Here is a 17,113-nt window from a genome sequence, read left to right on the forward strand (position 1 = left end):
AGCCGGAACGCAGAGCTCAATGGAAAACCGACCAAAACTCGTTCTGCAAAACATATTGCAGAATTTCGGCGACGTCATGGCCCTGTCGCCGACCAGTCTCGAGCTCAAGCCGGGCGAGTTCGTGTCCGTCGTCGGTCCTTCGGGCTGTGGCAAGAGCACCATGTTCAACATCATCGCCGGTGTTCTGCGCCCGACCGGCGGTCGCGTGCTGATCGACGGTCAGGACGTGACCGGTCGTTCGGGCCAAGTCGGCTACATGCTGCAGAAGGATCTGCTGCTGCCATGGCGCACCGTTCTCGACAACATCGTCCTTGGCGCAGTCCTGAAGGGGGGCGCCAGCCGCGCGCAGCGCGAAGAGGGCGTGGCGCTCGCCACCCGCTATGGGTTGGGTGAGTTCATCAACCACTATCCCGCCGCCCTGTCCGGCGGCATGCGGCAGCGCGTCGCCCTGATGCGCACGCTTGCCATGCACCGCGACGTGATGCTTCTCGACGAACCCTTTGGCGCACTCGATTCCCAGACCCGGTTGTCGATGCAGCAATGGCTGCTCAGCGTCTGGAAGCACGAGAAACGGACGATCATCTTTGTCACGCATGACATCGACGAAGCCATCTTCCTTGCAGACCGCGTCGTGGTCATGACCCCGAGACCAGGGCGGATCCATGAAATCATTCACGTTCCCATCGAGCGGCCGAGACCGGTTTCCAGCCTGATCCAGCCTGAATTCGTCGCACTCAAGCAGCGGATTCTTGCCACCATCTACCAGAACGCACCATCGGACACAGAGGAGGCCAGCATCCATGCCTGACAGGTCGGAAGACAGCGGATTGTTGCTGAGAATTGTCTACCCCGTCGTCGCGCTGATACTGGTCGTCGTACTGTGGGGTGCACTTGTCGAATATTATGACGTCCCGCGCTATGTCATGCCCTCGCCTCTGGAAGTAGCACAGCATATCGCCGGCGACTGGCGGGCATTGGTGAAAGGGTTCGGCGTCACCTTTCTCGAATTTCTGCTGGGCTTCACGATCGGCGCCAGCGCCGGTTTCGTCTTCGCGGTCATCATGGACATGTCGCGGCCCATCCGCGGCATTCTGTACCCGATCCTTATTCTCAGCCAGGCCATTCCGATCGTGGCGATTTCTGCCGCCCTGACGATCTGGCTGGGCTTCGGCCTGGCACCGAAGCTGGTGATCGTGGCGCTCGTCGTTTTCTTCCCCGTCGTGGTCAATGTGCTCGATGGTCTGGCTTCGGTGGACAAGGATGTGCTGAACCTGGTGCGATCCATGGGCGCATCCAAGTTCAGCATTTTCCGGAATGTGAAATTGCCGGCGACCTATTCTCCGCTGTTTTCCGCACTGAAGCTGTCGGCAACGTTCAGCGTCACCGGCGCCGTGATTGCAGAATGGACGGCGTCGACCAGCGGCGGTATCGGCGCCTATCTGCTGCAGGCAAATTCGCGCATGAACACGGCCGGCACATTCGCCGCAATCACCTTCCTTGCGGCGCTCGGGATCGTCAGCTTTCTTCTGGTATTTGTTGTTGAATACGCGCTGACGCCCTGGAAGTCGTCTTCCAAGGCGCGACGCTGGTCACCGTCCTACTGGCGAGGCTGAGGACGTCATCTCCATCTCTGCCGGGGCTGTTGCAAGCTTTCTCTCATCATCAAAATCCCTGCTGGGAGGTAATAAACCGTCCTTAAAAGGGAAAGATCATTTTTTCTCGTTCGCCAGCGCCTCTTTTCGCCGGCGGGAAGGCAGCAGCGCTTTGAGACGGCTCCATATCGGCGAGATGACGGTGCTCGTAACCGGAATCGCGATCAAGCCGGCGATGATGCCGACGACACCTGCTGCGGCGGCCTCGACGATCCATCTCAGAACGGAGCCCAAGGCAGGAAGGGCATGCGCCGCCATCTCGCCGGCATCATGGATCACGTGTGCAAGGCCGGCGATACCATAGCCTTCCAGGCCGTGAACAAGGATGCCGCCACCGACCCAGATCATTGCAGCCGTTCCCACGATGCCAAGTGCCTTCAGAAAATAGGGCATGCCGGTGACCAGTCCCCTACCGATCCAACGCAACATAGATCCGACCGGAGACGTCATCTGCAGACGCGCCAGCATCAGGCCCAGATCATCGGCCTTTACGATCAGCGCAACCCCGCCATAAACCATCACCGTTATGCCCAACCCGACTGCAGCAAGGATGAGTGCCTGCGTGACGATGCTGCCGGGCGCCAGCGCTCCGAGCGTGATCGCCATGATTTCAGCCGACAGGATGAAATCCGTCTTGATCGCGCCGGCCACCTTCTCGTCTTCGAGCGACTGTGCATCGAGGCTTGGCGGTTTAAGTCCGGATTCATGGGCGTGGGCTGCATGCGGCAGCACGAGCCCGTAGACTTTTTCCACACCCTCGTAACAAAGATAGAGCCCGCCGATCATCAGCAGCGGCGTGATCGCCTGCGGTACAAAAAGGCTCAGGATAAGCGCTGCGGGTAGCAAAATCAGCAGTTTGTTTTTCAAGGAGCCGAGCGCAATCTTGCCGATGATCGGCAATTCCCGTGCAGCCAAGAAGCCGGTGACGTAGCGGGGCGTGACCGCCGCATCGTCAATAACGACGCCGGCCGCCTTTGCGCCAGCCTTCGCAGCCTGGCCGGCAATATCGTCGAGCGAGGCCGCGGCCACCTTCGCCAGTGCGGCGATATCGTCGAGAAGGGCGATCAGGCCAACACTCATTGGAGCCTCCGTCGGTCAGACAGGTTACGCGGCGGAAAGACCCTGTCACCCAAGACCTTCAAGCGCGACATTGCATTCTCCGCCTGGAAGATGCCATGCACGCATTGCAACGGCAACCGCCTTTGTGCCTCGGGCATCGGGCTAAGCGCATCCTCTGCACCGATCCCTGGATCGGGATCTGTGCCCGCCGATGGAAGCCGGCAGCACTACCCGTTTCCGGCAAACGACGATAGCATTCAGTTCAGCAACCGGTTTTCCCGCAGGCGTGCCGCTGCCATATCCACGAAGGCGCGCACCTTGGCGGGCGCTTGCCGCCCCTCGGGGTGGAGAAGATGGATGGGTATCGGCGGCTCTTCGAAATCGCTCAGAACGATCTGCAACTCCCCCGCAAGCAGGGCCGGACCGATCTGATAGTGCAGAGCCCTGGTCAATCCCCAGCCTGTACGCGCCAGTGTTATCGCCGCCTCATTGGTATTGCACTGCAGGACCGGCTCGATCGTCACTCGGTGGTCGTCAGCGAACCGCCATTCCGGCGACGCCCAAGCGCTTGTCGAGGCCGCGATTCGATGATTTTTGAGGTCTGCCGGGGTCAGTGGAACGCCATGGCTTTCCAGATAGCCCGGAGATCCGCATATAACGTGCCGGACCGTCCCGACTTTGACAGCAGTGAAGCCTGAATCCGGCAGATGGCCGATGCGAACCGCGACATCCACGCCTTCTTCGACGATGTTGACCGGACGATCGATAAACAGCGTCCTTGCCTGCATGGCCGGATAGGTTTTCAGGAACTCGGTGACGACGGGCAGCACATACATCTGTCCGAAAAGCACCGACGCCGTGACGGACAGTCTCCCGCTCGGTTTGGCGTAGGAGCCACCGGCCGCGGCTTCCGCTTCTGCTATATCCGCCAATATACGGCGGCAATCCTCGAAATACCGTGTGCCCGCTTCCGTCAGCTTGACCGAGCGTGTCGTGCGAACAAACAGGCGGGCGCCGATGAGATCTTCAAGGGCCGCAACCGCGCGCGTGACGGCCGGCGCGCTCATATGCATATGGCGCGCGGCCTCCGCAAAGCTCCCCGTCTCCGCAACCCTTGCAAAGACCCGCATCGCCTGCCATCGATCCATTCCATTCCCCGAAATCACACGAGCCGAGCCGAGCGTGAATAGCCGTTTGTATCAATCCCGAAACGCATCTCGCAAGACTGTTTCGAGATTGACTGCAATGATACCAGACACTGCCGCGCAGGCTTATGCGGATTTCGGACTTGATGGGTCCGTGTATATGATGCGGCCAGTGTCTCGATCTGCACGCAGGCATCCGCGTCGATGCCGGCTTTGCGAGCGCACTCACGGTGTTCGTCGTCAGGCACGAGCGCCAAGGCAACCGCCTTGGATAGCTGGAAGTCGAAGCTTGAGCCGCTGCGCGCCATGTCGATCTCAGCTCCGGTCATCCCGAGCGCGCTTGCATCTTCTTCCTGCCGATGGTTGAAAGATCGCTCACCGCTTGAAGCCGTGAGCGCGAGTTCGATCGCCAGCCGTGCTCTCGCGTCGAGTTTGAATCCTGTCATGGCGATACGTCCCCAAAATGCATCCGGGTCAGAAACCGCACTCACTGAGCCCCGGATGATTGTCCGGCCGGCGTCCGAGCGGCCAGCGGAACTTGCGGTCCGCTTCGAAAATCGGCTGCTCGTTGATACTGGCGTGGCGCGCCCGCATCAGCCCGTCTGCGGCAAACTCCCAGTTTTCGTTGTCATAGGCGCGAAACCATTGACCGCTGTCGTCGTGATACTCGTAAGCATAACGAACGGCGATGCGGTTGCCCTGGAAGGCCCAAAGCTCTTTGATCAGACGGTAATCAAGCTCGCGGTTCCATTTGCGCCCCAGAAAGGCTTCGGCCTCGGCGCGGCCGTTCAGAAACTCGGCGCGGTTGCGCCAGCGCGTATTGACGGTATAGGCCAGCGCCACTCTGGCGGCATCACGGCTGTTCCAGCCATCTTCCGCAAGACGGACCTTGTCGATGGCGGTCTGTTCGTTGAACGGAGGAAGGGGCGGACGGGACATGGTTCAATTCCTTATGGTGGGAAGGCCTAGAGTTCGAGTTGAATACGGTTCTCATCATCAGTCTCCTGCTCGGCCGGCACCGCCGAGCACAGCAAGACCTCGTCCTCGGCGATCGCCGCCGTCGGCTCCTTGATATAGGTGACCGCGCCTTGGACGAGCTTTGTGCGGCATGTTCCGCAACTGCCTTCCCGGCAACTGAATTCCGGGTTCAAGCCCCGCGCTTCCGCGAGCTCCAGCAGCGTGCCGGAGCCAGGCGTCCAGCGCGCCTCCTTCAGCGAGGTCATGAAGGCGACCGCGACAGGCTTCGTGGATGGCGGCCGGCGGGCCGGCGCACCCACGCCGGCATCGGGCGTTCTTGTCAACGACGATGGGCCGAATGTTTCCGCGTGGATGCGGCTGTCACGGATGTTGTAGCCTCGCAATCCGTCATACAGCGACTGGGTAAACTGTGTCGGACCGCAGAGATAGAAGTCATAGTCGTTGAACGGCAGGTAGCGGGAAAGCAGCGCCATGTCGATGCGCCCTGCGGCTTCATAGTCGATACCCTGTCGGGCGTCGCCAACGTCGCTCAAAACCCGGATGAGCCTGATGGCGCCCTGCCCCGCGCTGACAAGCTCGGCAATTTCCCTGTCGAACGGCCGCTCATGTCTGGTTCGGGCAGCCTGAAAAAGCACGACCGGCCGGATGCGCTGCTTGCGAAGCCCCTCGTAGACCACATGGCGCAGCATGGCGAGCAAGGGTGTAATCCCCACCCCGCCGGCAAGCAGGACAGTTGGCCGGCTGAGACCCGCGTCGATGGTGAAGTCGCCGGCCGGCGCCCGCGCTTCGATCGTGTTGCCAACGCGAATATGATCATGAAGGTGCTGCGACACCGAGCCATCGCGCTTGACGCTGATGCGATAGATTCCATCCGAGGGAGCGGACGACAAAGTGTAGGTCCGGATGACAGGCTTGTCTGAGCCAGGCAAGGTCACGCGGATCGGCAGATGCTGCCCGGCAAGGTGCGGCAGCAAGCCGGCACCGTCGCCAGGCTGCAGGTGAAACGAGCGTATCGAGGGACTTTCCTCAACGATCTTTGTTACCTTCAGGATACGCCATTGTTTGGCAAGCCCCGCAGCGCGCAGCCGATCGGCGGCCTGAGCCCAGTCGCCGGTCATCAACGAATTGGCAGACCAGCCATCTTCCCGCAAAGTCCAGCGCAGTGCCAAGGCATTGCGTCGGCGAACGATCCGGCGAGCCTTGAACTTCCAGAGCCGTTCAGCGCCCTGAAAGGCTGCAATCTCCGGCGAATCCAGGATTACCTCGGCATCACCCGTCATCTGCAGCATGTCGCCATTTGCATAATCGACAAAGAGAAGCCCGGCCTTGCCATTCAAAAAGATATTGCCGAGCGTTGAAAAAAACAGGTTTCCATCAAAGTCCGGAATTGTCAGCGTCCCATCGTCGGCAACCCGAACAAAGCCTGCCTTGCCGCCGCGATGCGACACATCGACCTGGCGTCGATCTTCGCGATCGACATAGGACGCGACGAAAAATGTATCCGCCGCCGCAATCATCGAGCATGCAGCACCATCGAGTGCGGCCATTTCCTCAATGGCACCATCAAATGGCGCACCTGGATCGCGGACAAATTCGAAGTCGCGCAACTGAATATAGCGCGGACAATTGCCAAAACTCTGATCGACATCGACTCGCAATCCCCTTTCCGTTCTTGAGACGATACCGTTCATGCGATTGCGGCGGCGGGTATGCATCTCCATGCCGAGGAGACCGATGGGTTGCCCCCGCGAAATCCCCTCGCTCGCGGGATCGCTGGCATCGACGTTCACCGCAAGATCAAGCACGGTTGGGGACGGAGAGGACAGGAAGCCGGAGCGCCCCTCGAGAACCGTCGCCCAAGCATCGCCATGATCATCGACGCTGCCCAGCAGGATGAATGGCAGCTGTGCATAGAAATCGCGGTGTTGATCGGGCATGAAGTCACGGATCACACGCTGGCCAACGGAGGCCATGCGCTCGGCAACGCCGACCTTTTCCTGAAGATAGGTTTCACCCTCATGCCAGACCGGCAGCGCCGTCAATGTCTCGCTCATTTGGCGTCCCTCGAAAACACGTTGATCAGGCGGCAAGGCCTACCCGCGTCTGGACAAACGGCACGAAGCCCGGCAGCGCTTCGATCCGATGTAGAAAAGCGTTGACTGCAGGATAGGCGGAAAGATCGACATTTCCTTCCGGCGCCCGCGCCACATAGCTGTAGATGGCGACATCCGCGATCGTCGGCCGGTCGCCGACGAGCCAGTCGTGATCCGCAAGTTGGCATTCGAGCTTTTTGAGCAGACCATGCGCACGGCCGATGACCTCCTCAGCATTGAACTTGGCACCAAACACGGTAATCAGTCGCGCGGCGGCCGGACCATAGGCCACTTCACCGGCGGCGACCGACAGCCAGCGTTGGACAGCGGCCGAACCCTGGGCGTCTTCAGGAAGCCAGTCGGTGCGCGCCGCTTTCTTGGCGAGATAGACCAGGATGGCGTTCGAGTCGGAAACGACAACCCCGTCATCCTCCAGCACCGGCACCTGCCCGAGCGGGTTCAGTTTCAGAAATTCCGGCGTCTTGTGCGCGCCTGCCTTCAGGTCAATTTCAACCAGTTCGTGGGGCAAGCCGAGCAGTGAAATGAACAGGCAGGCCCGGTGCGAGTGACCTGACAAAGAATGGTGATAAAGCTTCATTGTGCGCTCCCGCGAAATCCCGGCCGGGTCCATTCCCGATCCGTGTCCCGAAGGTGCTACACTTCTTAGTTCGGGAGAATGTCCGACATGGACAGTTCATAATTCCAGATCACGCAACAATACCCGAAAGCCGATACTGCCACAGGTTCGACATTGCGCGACGCGCAGCAGCGGCGTGGTCCCGTTTCAAGGGTATCCGCAGGAAGAGGTTCTGAATTTTAAATGCCAGCGTCCAACCTGGCCCTTCCGGATCAGTTGCCTTCAACTGTTGCAGAAAGGGTCAGCGAACAGGTCCCGTTCGCAGGCCAAATGCGGTCCTGTCGCTGCTTTTGCGTGTTGACTGTTGATGAGCAGGTGATCGCGGTGTAAAAGTTCACCGCGGAGTCACATGACTGCGCGAATTTTATAGAGGAACCGACATGCCGACTGGTACAGTGAAATTTTTCAACGACGACAAGGGTTTTGGCTTCATTACGCCGGAAAACGGGGGAACGGATGTCTTCGTTCATGTGTCATCCTTGCAGCAAGGCGGCTCACTTAGAGAAGGCGACAAGGTCAGCTTCGAAATTGGCCAGGACCGCAAGACCGGCAAGTCGAAGGCCGAGAACGTCAGCGTTCTCTAAAGAAACACAGCGTGTCACCCTGCCTGCGAGGGCAGGTTGAACGCTTTTTCTATCGCCGGCCTCGTTTAGAATTCGGAGCTCTCCATTCAAACGATCGGTGTGCGGCGGTGTGCACCAACTCTTGGGATTGCCATGAACCTGTGCTTCGCACGCGTCTGGCCAAGTGCGCCAATCATCCGCAGGATCGGGATCTAGTCCCGCTCCGTTTCCAGCGGCATCAGCGTAAACAGTTCCTGCGCCAGCTTGACGCCGCGCAACGCATAACGGCCGATCGACACCACCTCGGCATCCCGCGGCGGCGGAGCGGCAGCGACGAACTGGGAAGACATTATGATGCTGCGGTCAACGAAACGGCACATGGAAGCAATGCGGCTGACCTCGTTGACCGCCGGGCCGATGACCGTGAAATCCAGCCGGTCGTTCGAACCGATATTGCCGTAAAACACATCGCCGATATGCAGTCCGAGATAAACTTCGGTTGTCGGCCGCTTTTCCCCCTTGCGCCGTTCGTTCAGCCCTTTCAGCTTTCCCCTGAGCAGATCCTGCGCATGCAGCGCCCGGCGGCAGGCGTCCTCGCGCTCTTCAGCCTTGAAAATCGCCAGAGTTCCATCGCCGATCAGTTTCAGCACATTGCCGCCCGCCTCGTGGATCGAGGTTATGACGGCCTCGGCATAGTCGTTGAGGAAGGGAATGATTTCGTCGGGAGGCAGATTGTCGGAAATGCGGGTGTAATTTTGCAGGTCGGAAAACCACAGGACCGCTGAAATTCGCTCGGCCTTACCCCGCGAAATTCGCCCTTCGAGAACCTGCCTTGCTGCATCTTCGCCGAGATAGACTTCGGCGATGGTTCTGGAGACGCGGGTCAGCGACCCCGACTTGATGGCCAGCGCCAGAACCGGCACCAGTTGGCGCAACGCCGCGATATCGTCGTCGCGGAAGCCGTCCGCATCCATCGTCGCCCAGTGGGAATAAAAACAGTCCATATCGCCGATGTGACTGTCCTTGACGAAGCGGTGGATCATCGCGACATAATCCTTGTGCCCCGCTTCCAGCATCGTATCGAGCTGGTAGAAATCGGCCGGATCGCCAAAGCCGATGCGACGGCGCACCTCGTTGCCGCTTGTCTCTCGCAGATGGAAAAACGCCGAGCGTTTCCAGGTTTCGGCTGCAGTTCCCTCGTCTGTCGGGCCATATTCCACCGCCGACTTGATCGGCTCCAGGCTATCCCATTGAAAGGCCCTGCCCTCGTAAACAGGGTGCAGCGTGTCGATCAGCGCCAGACCCCGGTCGAGCCGTAGGCCGGCTTGACGCGCGCGCTGGCAGAAACCGTTGACGATATCCATTTCGTCGACGCCTTTCAGCCCCTGCGTCGTCAGCCACGCCGAGAGATCAGCGATTTTTTGTGCATCCATGTGGGTCGTCCTCGTTGTCCCGGCACGCACTATCTAGTGTGTCGCGTGCAAATCCGGAACGGTTGGAGGGCCTTCGACAGCACAAATATTCAACGGGCCATCCAGCCGCCATCGACATTGAGGACAGCGCCATGGACATAGTCGGCGGCGCTCGAGCAGAGAAAGACGGCTGCGCCGGCAATATCCTCGGCGCGGCCCCATCGCCCGGCCGGGATCCTGTCGAGGATGGCCTTGTTGCGCGCCTCGTCCGCCCGCAGCGCTTCCGTATTGTTCGTTTCGATATAACCCGGCGCGATGGCATTGACGTTGATGCCCTGTGCCGCCCATTCGTTGGCGAGAAGCTTGGTAAGGCCCGCAACCCCGTGTTTCGAGGCCGTGTAGGATGGCACGCGGATGCCGCCCTGGAACGACAGGAGGGAAGCAATATTGACGATCTTGCCCGTTGCACCGCGCGCCATAAGATCGCGGGCAAAAGCCTGGCTGGTAAAAAACAGGGCCTTGAGGTTCACATCGATGACGGCATCCCAATCGGCTTCCGAGAAGTCGATCGAATCGGAACGGCGGATGATCCCGGCATTATTGACAAGAATGTCATATCCCCGGTTGGAAAAGATGTCCCTGGCGGCCATCGGATCGGCAAAATCGAGAGCCACGGCGCTTGCCTTGCCACCGGCGCTGGCAATCAGGGCCAAAGTCTCCTCGGGCGAACGGCGGGCGCCGCAGGCTACTTCGGCTCCCGCTGCCGCAAGCCCGACCGCGATCGCCTGGCCAAGACCCGTATTGGCGCCGGTGACCAGCGCCCTGCGCCCTTGAAGGGAAAAGGGATTTTTCACCTGAGGTCTCCGGGTTGGAGGAAGTCCATATCGGTATAGTCCACATTGTCGCCGGCCATGGCCCAGATGAAAGTGTAGCTGCCGATGCCGGCCCCGGAGTGAATGGACCAGGGCGGGGAGATCGCGCCCTCCTCATTGGCGATGAAGAGATGCCGGGTCTCCCGCGGTTCGCCCATCAGGTGCAGCACGCGCGCCTTCTCATCCATCCCGAAATAGAGATAAGCCTCCATGCGCCGGTCGTGAATATGGGACGGGATCGTGTTCCAGACCGAGCCGTCCTCCAGACTGGTATACCCCAGCACCAGCTGGCAGCTTTCCATCACGAGGGGATGGATGAACTGGTTGATGGTTCTTTTGTTTGACGTCTCGGAGGAACCGAGCTTGACTTCCTTGCTGTCGGCGATGGTGACGAGGCGATTTGGATAGGTCCGGTGTGCCGGGCAGGAGGTTATGTAGAAGCGACCGGCGCCGGCAAATGTCACCGCGCCCGCGCCCGCGCCCAGATAAAGAACGTCGCCACGATCAAGGCTCCATGTTTCGCCGGCCGCGCTGACAGCGCCGGTATCGCCGATGTTGACGATGCCCATCTCGCGACGGTCGAGAAAAGACGGCGTTTTCGTTTCCTCGACCCTGTCCAGCACCAGAGAACCGCCGTCCGGAACGGCGCCGCCCAAGACGAAACGGTCGTAGTGGGTATAGACCAGCCGGATTTCGCCGCTACCGAACATTCCGGCTGCCAGAAAATGCTCTCTCAGTTGGGCCGTATCCATCGTCTTGGCATGCGCAGGATGGACAGCATGCCTTGTCTCGACCGTGAGCATCAAAACCCCTCCTCGTGAGCCGATCGCCACTCATAATATGTATTTCCGTTTCTGTATTATAAGCTTGGCGAGGTCAATATCAGGCAGTGCGGACTGGACGGAGAACAGTCCCTCTGGAATGCGGGCTCAAGCCACCAGGACGCTTTGCGGCGGCTGCAATTTCGCTTAAGCCTGTGGCGTTGGCAGCGATCGGGGGACAAGGGAATGGACACAGGGCACGACACAAGCCAGTTGGAGATGGTCGTTCTTATGACGCCGGACATGGCGAATTTCAGCGGCAAGGTCCATGGCGGCGCCCTGCTCAATCTTCTCGACCGCGTCGCCTATTCCTGCGCCTCCCGCTATTCGCAGGAATATGCGGTCACGCTGTCCGTCGATCAGGTGGTCTTTCGCGAGCCTATTCACGTCGGGGAACTCGTGACCTTCAGGGCCTCGATCAACTATGCCGGCCGCACATCCATGGAAATCGGGATCCGCGTGGAGGCGGAGACCATCCGCACGGGCGAGCGGCGCCATACCAATTCTTGTTATTTCACGATGGTTGCGGTCGATGCGGAGGGACGGCCGACTGCGGTGCCGCCTTATGCGCCCGTCACCGAGATAAGGAAACGTCGGTTACGGGCTGCCGAAACACGCCGCAGCTTGCGGCGTGAGTTCGAGGAGCGGTTTCGCGCCGCGGGCTCGACCCACGACGCCTGAGCGACGGGAACGTTCGCGCCGAAATCAGTTTACAGCGGTCAATGTCATCGATGCGCCGCCTGCTGCGACATTCAGCCCAAGTTGGCCCGTGATGCTGACGGCCTGGAGATGGATCGAACCGGTGGTCCCGCCAACCAGCACGTTGGCGCCGATACCGGCCCCGAGCGTCGCTTCTGCGCTGGCGCCCTGATAGATGCCGCTCAGCGAGCCGCGATGATAGCCGGCGGTCGGTGCAAGCACGGCCCAGACCAGACGACTACGCGTTGTGAAGCCGAGATCGACACCAAGCTTGCGCACCGTGCCGACATAATGATCGGTAGATTTCCGGCCGACTGTCGATTTGAAATCGCAGGCAATCTCCCGGGCCGAGCCAAGCACGTAGCCAGCGCCGCCGGCAATATCGCAGGTGAGATATCCGATCGTGACGCCGTCGCGGTCATCCGGCTCTTCATAGGTTACGGCCGGCCCATTGGCGGAGAGGTCGGCAGCGCCTGCCAAGGTCGCACTGGCAGTCAACAGGGACGCTGCGGCGAGCGTTATAGCGAGGGTCTTTTTCATCATCTGTTCCTTTTTGTCGCCGACTGTGACGAACGGCAGTCTGGGTGCTGGCATGCCCGGTCCCGTGGTTCCGCGAGGCCGGGCGCGCTGTAAATTAACGGACCTTTCACACTTCGGCTGCCATTCGGACATTTCGAAGGCAGGGCGATTCGGGATAGGGCCAAGCTGGTGCGCTGCGTCCATCGCCAATCAGGACTCCGGAAACAAACGCCGTTGGGGAAATCTAGTTCCCGTTGACGAGGTTTAGGATCAGCTGGTGGATGTTGCCGCCATTGTTCAGCTCCAGCCGGTCGAAATCGCGACTCTGCTGCCTCTGAGCCTGCGACAGCGCGCCGAGTCTCTTCGTCATTTCCGTCTTGATCTTGCGGCAACCCGGATCCTCAGGGATCCTGAGGCCGACCGTCTGGCTCTCGATCTTGCGAACCATGTCCTTGATATGATCGCCATGGACCTGCTCATGCTTGCGCACGCCGTCTATGAAAATGTCCCAGTTCCGTTTTGTGGAAGCGGGTAATTTTTGCGATGGTTTCGGCAAGGTGTAGGTAATGACGAGTTTCGGCCGCGCGGAAACCAGAACGCAGGCGCCGTCCTGGACCTCGTATTTGCGGGTCCAGGTCAATTTGAAATTGGTCTGCGCGATGCTGCGGACATTCCCGCCGATCGTTGGGCCGCGCTCACCGATCGAGGCATAGAGTTCCGGGCCGGTTTTGCCCGCAATGGCGTAGGGCGCCGCCTTTTCCACCGCCTGCCAATCCGCGGCAGCCAGCCCCGGCAGCGCAGCAAGACACGTGGCGAGAAAACAGGTTCGTGCATCCATCGTCACAAGGCGCCTCATTTGATCGCGATTCTCCGCCCGCATGACTAAAGGACCGTGCTGCCGCATTCAATGCACCCATGCGCTTTGCGCCCGGTGCGGAGGACAGTTTCGCCCCATCATCGGGTGCTAGCCTGATTGACGCACTATATGCAGATCATGTGAACACTGCGCCGGAGGCTTGCCATGTCAAACACGAAAACCGCCGACACCCGTCCGGTTGTGGAAGTCGACGACGAGCAGCCGTTCTTCGAGCAACTGCGGATGATGCAAAAAGCGTTTTCCGCCTCGCCATCGCGCAAAATGATTTCCTGGCTCGCAGTCGGGATCGTTGCCGTCATCCTCGCCACCTCCTTCGGCCAGATCCTGCTCAACAGGTGGTACAAACCCTTCTATGACACGCTGGAGCGGCGTGACCTGTCAGCCTTTCTCGCACAGCTCGTTGTCTTTGCCGAAATCGCGGGCGTACTTCTTATCCTCAATGTGCTGCAAACCTGGCTTAACCAGTGGATCAGGATCAAGCTGCGCGAAGGACTGACCACGGACCTGATTACGGAATGGATGAAACCCGCCCGCGCCTTTCGGCTTGCCAATGCCGGCTCCATCGGCATAAACCCGGACCAGCGCATCCATGAGGATGCGCGTCACCTCGCCGATCTCACGGCCGGCCTTTCCATCGGGCTATTCCAATCCGGGATACTGCTTGCCAGCTTCGTCGGCGTTCTATGGTCGTTATCGGCGGGTTTTGTCTTCCATATCGCCGGCTATGCCTTCGATATTCCGGGCTATATGGTTTGGGCCGCATTTCTCTATGCAGGAATCGCCGCGGCTCTCAGCTGGTTCGTGGGCCGTCCGCTGGTCAATCTGAACGGCGAACACTATTCCCGCGAAGCCGGCCTGCGGTTTTCCCTGATGCGAGTCAATGAGCATATCGAAGCGGTTTCGCTGTCGGCCGGTGAGGCGAACGAGCAACGCCGCCTGCAGCGCGACCTTGCCTCGGTGCTTGAGATCAGCCGTGGCCTGATGATGGCGCTGACCCGGCTCACCTGGGTAACCTCCGGTTACGGTTGGATAACAGTTGTCGCACCAATCATCATCGCGGCTCCGGTTTACTTCGCCGGCAATCTCAGTTTCGGCGGATTGATGATGGCCGTAGGTGCCTTCAATCAGGTCAACACCTCTCTGCGCTGGTTCGTTGACAATATTGACAGCATCGCCGACTGGCGGGCGACGTTGCTGCGCGTTGCAGCCTTCCGTTCGGCAATGCTGATGACGGACACCCGCCACGAAAAGGACAAGCGCATAGAATTTTCAAAAACCGGAGGGCGCATGGTCATCGACAAGCTGTCGATTTCCGTGCCTTCAGGCAATATCCGGCTGGTCGAGCCGCATGTCGAGATCGTTCCGGGCGACCGCATTCTGGTGACCGCCGGTTCCGATATCGAAAAGGCACCGTTTTTCCGCTCGATAGCCGGATTGTGGCCTTGGGGACAAGGGCGCGTCACACTTCCGGACGACGAGATGACCTTCGTGCCGCGCACACCCTATTTTCCTCCCGGCACGCTGGCTGAGACGCTTGCCAGTCCCAGAAGCCCGGACAGCTTCACGAAAACCGCACTCGAAGGGGTTCTCGTGAAAGTGGGTCTCGGCAAGCTGACCGGCCATCTTGATGACGACATGCGCAGAAAGCTCAAGCTCAACGAGCACGAACTGCGACTTCTGGCGATCGCCCGGCTCGGATTGCACAAGCCCCGCTGGGTCATTCTTGATGAAACGCTGGATGCGTTGCAGCCCGATTCCTACCGCGCCATCCTGGCATTCCTGGATAAGGAACTGGCCGGTGCGGCTGTTCTCAATGTTGGCCGGCAGGAGCGCGACAACCGCTTTTTCAACCGCGTGCTCGAACTCACCAACGATCCGGCCGGAAAATCGCTGCGATTGTTGCGGCCAAAGAGCTTGAGAACGCCCGATCCGTATGTCGGTCGCTGAACCGACGAAACCGCCGGATTTTCGAAAAGCCGGCGGTTTCGGTTCATCGAAGGATTTCAGTCTTCCTTGAAGATCGGATCCTGGGTGAACTGCCCCCCCTGATAAAGGGCCAGCGGCTCGGATGGCCCGGGTCGCGGCATCGCGGCATCCAGTTCGGCACGGAACCGCTCGGCATTGTCCTGCGGGCGCCAGCCGAGATAGGCGGCATGGCTATTGTCCCACCAGCGGCTGTCATTGTCCGAAACCCCCCAGATAATGGGGCAGCCGAGCATCGGCGCGCGGAAAACGCAGGCAATCAGCGCATCGAAATCGTCGTAGGACATCCAGGTCGAGAGCATGCGGTGGTTTTTCGGCTTTTCCATGCAACTGCCGATCCGAACCAGCGCCGTCTCCTGACCGAACTTTTCGAAATACATGCGTGCCAGGGCTTCGCCGAAGCATTTCGAAACGCCATATAAACCGTCCGGGCGCATCGGCGCGGTCACGTCGATCTGCTCGTCCTGCCGGTAATAGCCGACCGTGTGATTGGAGCTGGCAAAGAGGATCCGCGGCTGACCATGGGCGCGGGCGGCTTCATAGAGATTGTGAAGGCCAAGAATATTGGCATTGATGATCTTGGAAAACTTGTCCTCGATCGAAATGCCCCCAAGGTGGAGAATGCCGTCGCATCCTTCGACAAGCCGGTGAACAGCGCTGGCGTCGCCAAGATCGCAAGCCACCAGTTCTTCATGGGGCGCTGCGGCTCCCAGATCGGCAATGTCGGACACCCGCACTTTCTCTGCATGCTTGACAAGCCGCGCCCGCATGGCGCTCCCCAACCCGCCCGCGGCGCCCGTGATCAGCAGTCGCTTCAAAATCGTCTCTCCTCACATGTTAAGCGTGCATTGCAGCCGATATCGACGGGAAACTGTTCTGGCTGCCGTTAATTCATCATACAGGTTGACAAACATCCGTCAATAAGTTGCATAATCCGCAGCCTCCGTTCAGCCGGCTTGACAGGAGATTGCGCCGGCGGTCTTGTCGCCAGGATGCATATTGCAAAGGAAGAGCTCCCAATGAGCACATTGGCAAAATCCGAGATCCCGACTGGCACGCTGACGATGCGGCTTGGCGAGACGCTGAGACGTGCCATAGCGGCCGGACAATTTCCACCCGGTACGAAATTGCCGAGCGAAGCACGATTGTCCGAAGCCCACGGCGTCAGCCGGACAGTCGTTCGGGAGGCGATTGCCGCTCTTCGCGCCGATGGGCTTGTCGAGGCAAAACAGGGCGCAGGGGTTTTTGTTCTTGAATCTACACCGCCTTCGGGGTCTTTTTTGTCATTGCAAGTTATTGATCCGGCACGCGTATCGTCGATGATCGAGCTGTTGGAACTCAGGACCGCCATTGAAGTGGAGGCGGCTGGTCTTGCGGCCTTGCGCCGCTCGCCGGCGCAGGAGGAAGTCATTATTGAGCGGCATTACGCAATACGGGCCTGTGTCGATGCCGGTATGCCCAGCGCGGAGGCTGATTTCTCGCTCCACGTGGCAATTGCAGACGCAACCAACAATCCTCGTTTTCGTGAATTCCTGGCGATGATCGGCAAAAACTCCATTCCCCGCGCAGCCTTGCGCGAGAATGATACCGAAACCGACCAGCGAGCCTATGTCGCGCTGCTTGACAGCGAACATAACCAGATTGTGGTCGCAATTTCGAATGGGGATGAAGAAGGGGCTCGGGACGCGATGCGCCGGCATCTGCGCGGAAGCCAGGCGCGATACAGGGCATTGCTACGGCAGCAGCGGAAACCTGTATGATGATTATTGACAGGTTATTGGCGTATATGTAGGACATGTTTGC

Annotated in this window: 18 protein-coding genes; 6 read left to right on the plus strand and 12 right to left on the minus strand. The window is 59.7% G+C overall.

The window, feature by feature from the left end; all coding sequences use genetic code 11:
- Positions 1–19 precede the first annotated feature (19 nt).
- Entirely contained in the window at positions 20–808 is a 789-nt protein-coding gene (locus tag PY308_RS19345) for an ABC transporter ATP-binding protein (RefSeq protein WP_275785851.1), read from the plus strand.
- A complete protein-coding gene (locus PY308_RS19350; RefSeq protein ID WP_275785852.1) occupies positions 801–1,613 on the plus strand; it encodes an ABC transporter permease in 813 nt (270 codons plus the stop codon). The genes PY308_RS19345 and PY308_RS19350 overlap by 8 nt, the downstream gene beginning before the upstream one ends.
- Before the next feature lie 96 nt (positions 1,614–1,709).
- On the opposite strand, the gene PY308_RS19355 is transcribed toward PY308_RS19350, so the two are convergent.
- The 6 genes from PY308_RS19355 to PY308_RS19380 form a co-directional block, all read right to left on the minus strand.
- The gene (locus PY308_RS19355) at positions 1,710–2,732 is read right to left on the minus strand and encodes a DUF808 domain-containing protein (protein WP_275785855.1); all 1,023 of its coding nucleotides are present in this window, start codon (positions 2,730–2,732) and stop codon (positions 1,710–1,712) included.
- Positions 2,733–2,968: 236 nt separating this feature from the next.
- Positions 2,969–3,859: a LysR family transcriptional regulator gene (locus PY308_RS19360; protein ID WP_275785857.1), complete on the minus strand. Its 891-nt coding sequence runs from the start codon at positions 3,857–3,859 to the stop codon at positions 2,969–2,971.
- A 14-nt stretch (positions 3,860–3,873) separates the two neighbouring features.
- Positions 3,874–4,302 (minus strand): hypothetical protein, encoded by a 429-nt coding sequence (locus tag PY308_RS19365; protein ID WP_275785859.1) that lies wholly within the window; start codon positions 4,300–4,302, stop codon positions 3,874–3,876.
- Between the two features lie 28 nt (positions 4,303–4,330).
- The gene (locus PY308_RS19370; RefSeq protein ID WP_275785861.1) at positions 4,331–4,795 is read right to left on the minus strand and encodes a nuclear transport factor 2 family protein; all 465 of its coding nucleotides are present in this window, start codon (positions 4,793–4,795) and stop codon (positions 4,331–4,333) included.
- A 26-nt stretch (positions 4,796–4,821) separates the two neighbouring features.
- Positions 4,822–6,888: an FAD-binding oxidoreductase gene (locus tag PY308_RS19375; RefSeq protein ID WP_275785863.1), complete on the minus strand. Its 2,067-nt coding sequence runs from the start codon at positions 6,886–6,888 to the stop codon at positions 4,822–4,824.
- A 25-nt stretch (positions 6,889–6,913) separates the two neighbouring features.
- The gene (locus PY308_RS19380; protein ID WP_275785865.1) at positions 6,914–7,525 is read right to left on the minus strand and encodes a glutathione S-transferase family protein; all 612 of its coding nucleotides are present in this window, start codon (positions 7,523–7,525) and stop codon (positions 6,914–6,916) included.
- Positions 7,526–7,944: 419 nt separating this feature from the next.
- Here PY308_RS19380 and PY308_RS19385 point away from each other — a divergent pair, with 419 nt between their 5' ends.
- Positions 7,945–8,148, plus strand: coding sequence for a cold-shock protein (locus tag PY308_RS19385; RefSeq protein ID WP_045229194.1), 204 nt, complete (start codon positions 7,945–7,947; stop codon positions 8,146–8,148).
- Between the two features lie 191 nt (positions 8,149–8,339).
- Here the strand turns inward: PY308_RS19385 and PY308_RS19390 are convergent, their stop codons facing one another.
- From PY308_RS19390 to kduI, 3 genes are all read right to left on the minus strand, one after another.
- Positions 8,340–9,560 (minus strand): adenylate/guanylate cyclase domain-containing protein, encoded by a 1,221-nt coding sequence (locus PY308_RS19390; protein ID WP_275785871.1) that lies wholly within the window; start codon positions 9,558–9,560, stop codon positions 8,340–8,342.
- An 89-nt stretch (positions 9,561–9,649) separates the two neighbouring features.
- A complete protein-coding gene (gene kduD, locus PY308_RS19395; RefSeq protein ID WP_275785874.1) occupies positions 9,650–10,393 on the minus strand; it encodes a 2-dehydro-3-deoxy-D-gluconate 5-dehydrogenase KduD in 744 nt (247 codons plus the stop codon).
- A complete protein-coding gene (gene kduI / locus PY308_RS19400; RefSeq protein WP_275785877.1) occupies positions 10,390–11,214 on the minus strand; it encodes a 5-dehydro-4-deoxy-D-glucuronate isomerase in 825 nt (274 codons plus the stop codon). The genes kduD and kduI overlap by 4 nt, the downstream gene beginning before the upstream one ends.
- Before the next feature lie 204 nt (positions 11,215–11,418).
- Between kduI and PY308_RS19405 the strand changes: the two genes are divergently transcribed.
- Positions 11,419–11,913: an acyl-CoA thioesterase gene (locus PY308_RS19405; protein ID WP_275785879.1), complete on the plus strand. Its 495-nt coding sequence runs from the start codon at positions 11,419–11,421 to the stop codon at positions 11,911–11,913.
- A 24-nt stretch (positions 11,914–11,937) separates the two neighbouring features.
- Here the strand turns inward: PY308_RS19405 and PY308_RS19410 are convergent, their stop codons facing one another.
- Both PY308_RS19410 and PY308_RS19415 read right to left on the minus strand, forming a co-directional pair.
- Positions 11,938–12,471 (minus strand): DUF992 domain-containing protein, encoded by a 534-nt coding sequence (locus tag PY308_RS19410; protein ID WP_275791202.1) that lies wholly within the window; start codon positions 12,469–12,471, stop codon positions 11,938–11,940.
- Positions 12,472–12,694: 223 nt separating this feature from the next.
- Entirely contained in the window at positions 12,695–13,306 is a 612-nt protein-coding gene (locus PY308_RS19415) for a DUF922 domain-containing Zn-dependent protease (protein ID WP_275785882.1), read from the minus strand.
- 165 nt (positions 13,307–13,471) lie between these two features.
- Between PY308_RS19415 and PY308_RS19420 the strand changes: the two genes are divergently transcribed.
- Positions 13,472–15,274 (plus strand): ABC transporter ATP-binding protein/permease, encoded by a 1,803-nt coding sequence (locus PY308_RS19420; RefSeq protein WP_275785885.1) that lies wholly within the window; start codon positions 13,472–13,474, stop codon positions 15,272–15,274.
- 56 nt (positions 15,275–15,330) lie between these two features.
- Here PY308_RS19420 and PY308_RS19425 read toward each other — a convergent pair whose 3' ends face one another.
- A complete protein-coding gene (locus PY308_RS19425; RefSeq protein ID WP_275785887.1) occupies positions 15,331–16,128 on the minus strand; it encodes an NAD-dependent epimerase/dehydratase family protein in 798 nt (265 codons plus the stop codon).
- 201 nt (positions 16,129–16,329) lie between these two features.
- On the opposite strand from PY308_RS19425, the gene PY308_RS19430 reads away from it, so the two are divergent.
- Complete coding sequence (locus PY308_RS19430) at positions 16,330–17,070, plus strand: FadR/GntR family transcriptional regulator (protein WP_275785889.1); 741 nt, start codon at positions 16,330–16,332, stop codon at positions 17,068–17,070.
- Positions 17,071–17,113 lie beyond the last annotated feature (43 nt).

Source organism: Pararhizobium gei, from assembly GCF_029223885.1.
Lineage (GTDB): Bacteria > Pseudomonadota > Alphaproteobacteria > Rhizobiales > Rhizobiaceae > Pararhizobium > Pararhizobium gei.

Excerpts from the sequence above, each read along its gene's own strand:
- PY308_RS19345 (WP_275785851.1), top strand. The coding sequence starts at position 20 with ATGGAAAACCGACCAAAACTCGTTCTGCAAAACATATTGCAGAATTTC.
- PY308_RS19350 (WP_275785852.1), top strand. The coding sequence starts at position 801 with ATGCCTGACAGGTCGGAAGACAGCGGATTGTTGCTGAGAATTGTCTAC.
- PY308_RS19355 (WP_275785855.1), bottom strand. The coding sequence starts at position 2,732 with ATGAGTGTTGGCCTGATCGCCCTTCTCGACGATATCGCCGCACTGGCG.
- PY308_RS19360 (WP_275785857.1), bottom strand. The coding sequence starts at position 3,859 with ATGGATCGATGGCAGGCGATGCGGGTCTTTGCAAGGGTTGCGGAGACG.
- PY308_RS19365 (WP_275785859.1), bottom strand. The coding sequence starts at position 4,302 with ATGACAGGATTCAAACTCGACGCGAGAGCACGGCTGGCGATCGAACTC.
- PY308_RS19370 (WP_275785861.1), bottom strand. The coding sequence starts at position 4,795 with ATGTCCCGTCCGCCCCTTCCTCCGTTCAACGAACAGACCGCCATCGAC.
- PY308_RS19375 (WP_275785863.1), bottom strand. The coding sequence starts at position 6,888 with ATGAGCGAGACATTGACGGCGCTGCCGGTCTGGCATGAGGGTGAAACC.
- PY308_RS19380 (WP_275785865.1), bottom strand. The coding sequence starts at position 7,525 with ATGAAGCTTTATCACCATTCTTTGTCAGGTCACTCGCACCGGGCCTGC.
- PY308_RS19385 (WP_045229194.1), top strand. The coding sequence starts at position 7,945 with ATGCCGACTGGTACAGTGAAATTTTTCAACGACGACAAGGGTTTTGGC.
- PY308_RS19390 (WP_275785871.1), bottom strand. The coding sequence starts at position 9,560 with ATGGATGCACAAAAAATCGCTGATCTCTCGGCGTGGCTGACGACGCAG.
- kduI (WP_275785877.1), bottom strand. The coding sequence starts at position 11,214 with ATGCTCACGGTCGAGACAAGGCATGCTGTCCATCCTGCGCATGCCAAG.
- PY308_RS19405 (WP_275785879.1), top strand. The coding sequence starts at position 11,419 with ATGGACACAGGGCACGACACAAGCCAGTTGGAGATGGTCGTTCTTATG.
- PY308_RS19410 (WP_275791202.1), bottom strand. The coding sequence starts at position 12,471 with ATGAAAAAGACCCTCGCTATAACGCTCGCCGCAGCGTCCCTGTTGACT.
- PY308_RS19415 (WP_275785882.1), bottom strand. The coding sequence starts at position 13,306 with ATGAGGCGCCTTGTGACGATGGATGCACGAACCTGTTTTCTCGCCACG.
- PY308_RS19420 (WP_275785885.1), top strand. The coding sequence starts at position 13,472 with ATGTCAAACACGAAAACCGCCGACACCCGTCCGGTTGTGGAAGTCGAC.
- PY308_RS19430 (WP_275785889.1), top strand. The coding sequence starts at position 16,330 with ATGAGCACATTGGCAAAATCCGAGATCCCGACTGGCACGCTGACGATG.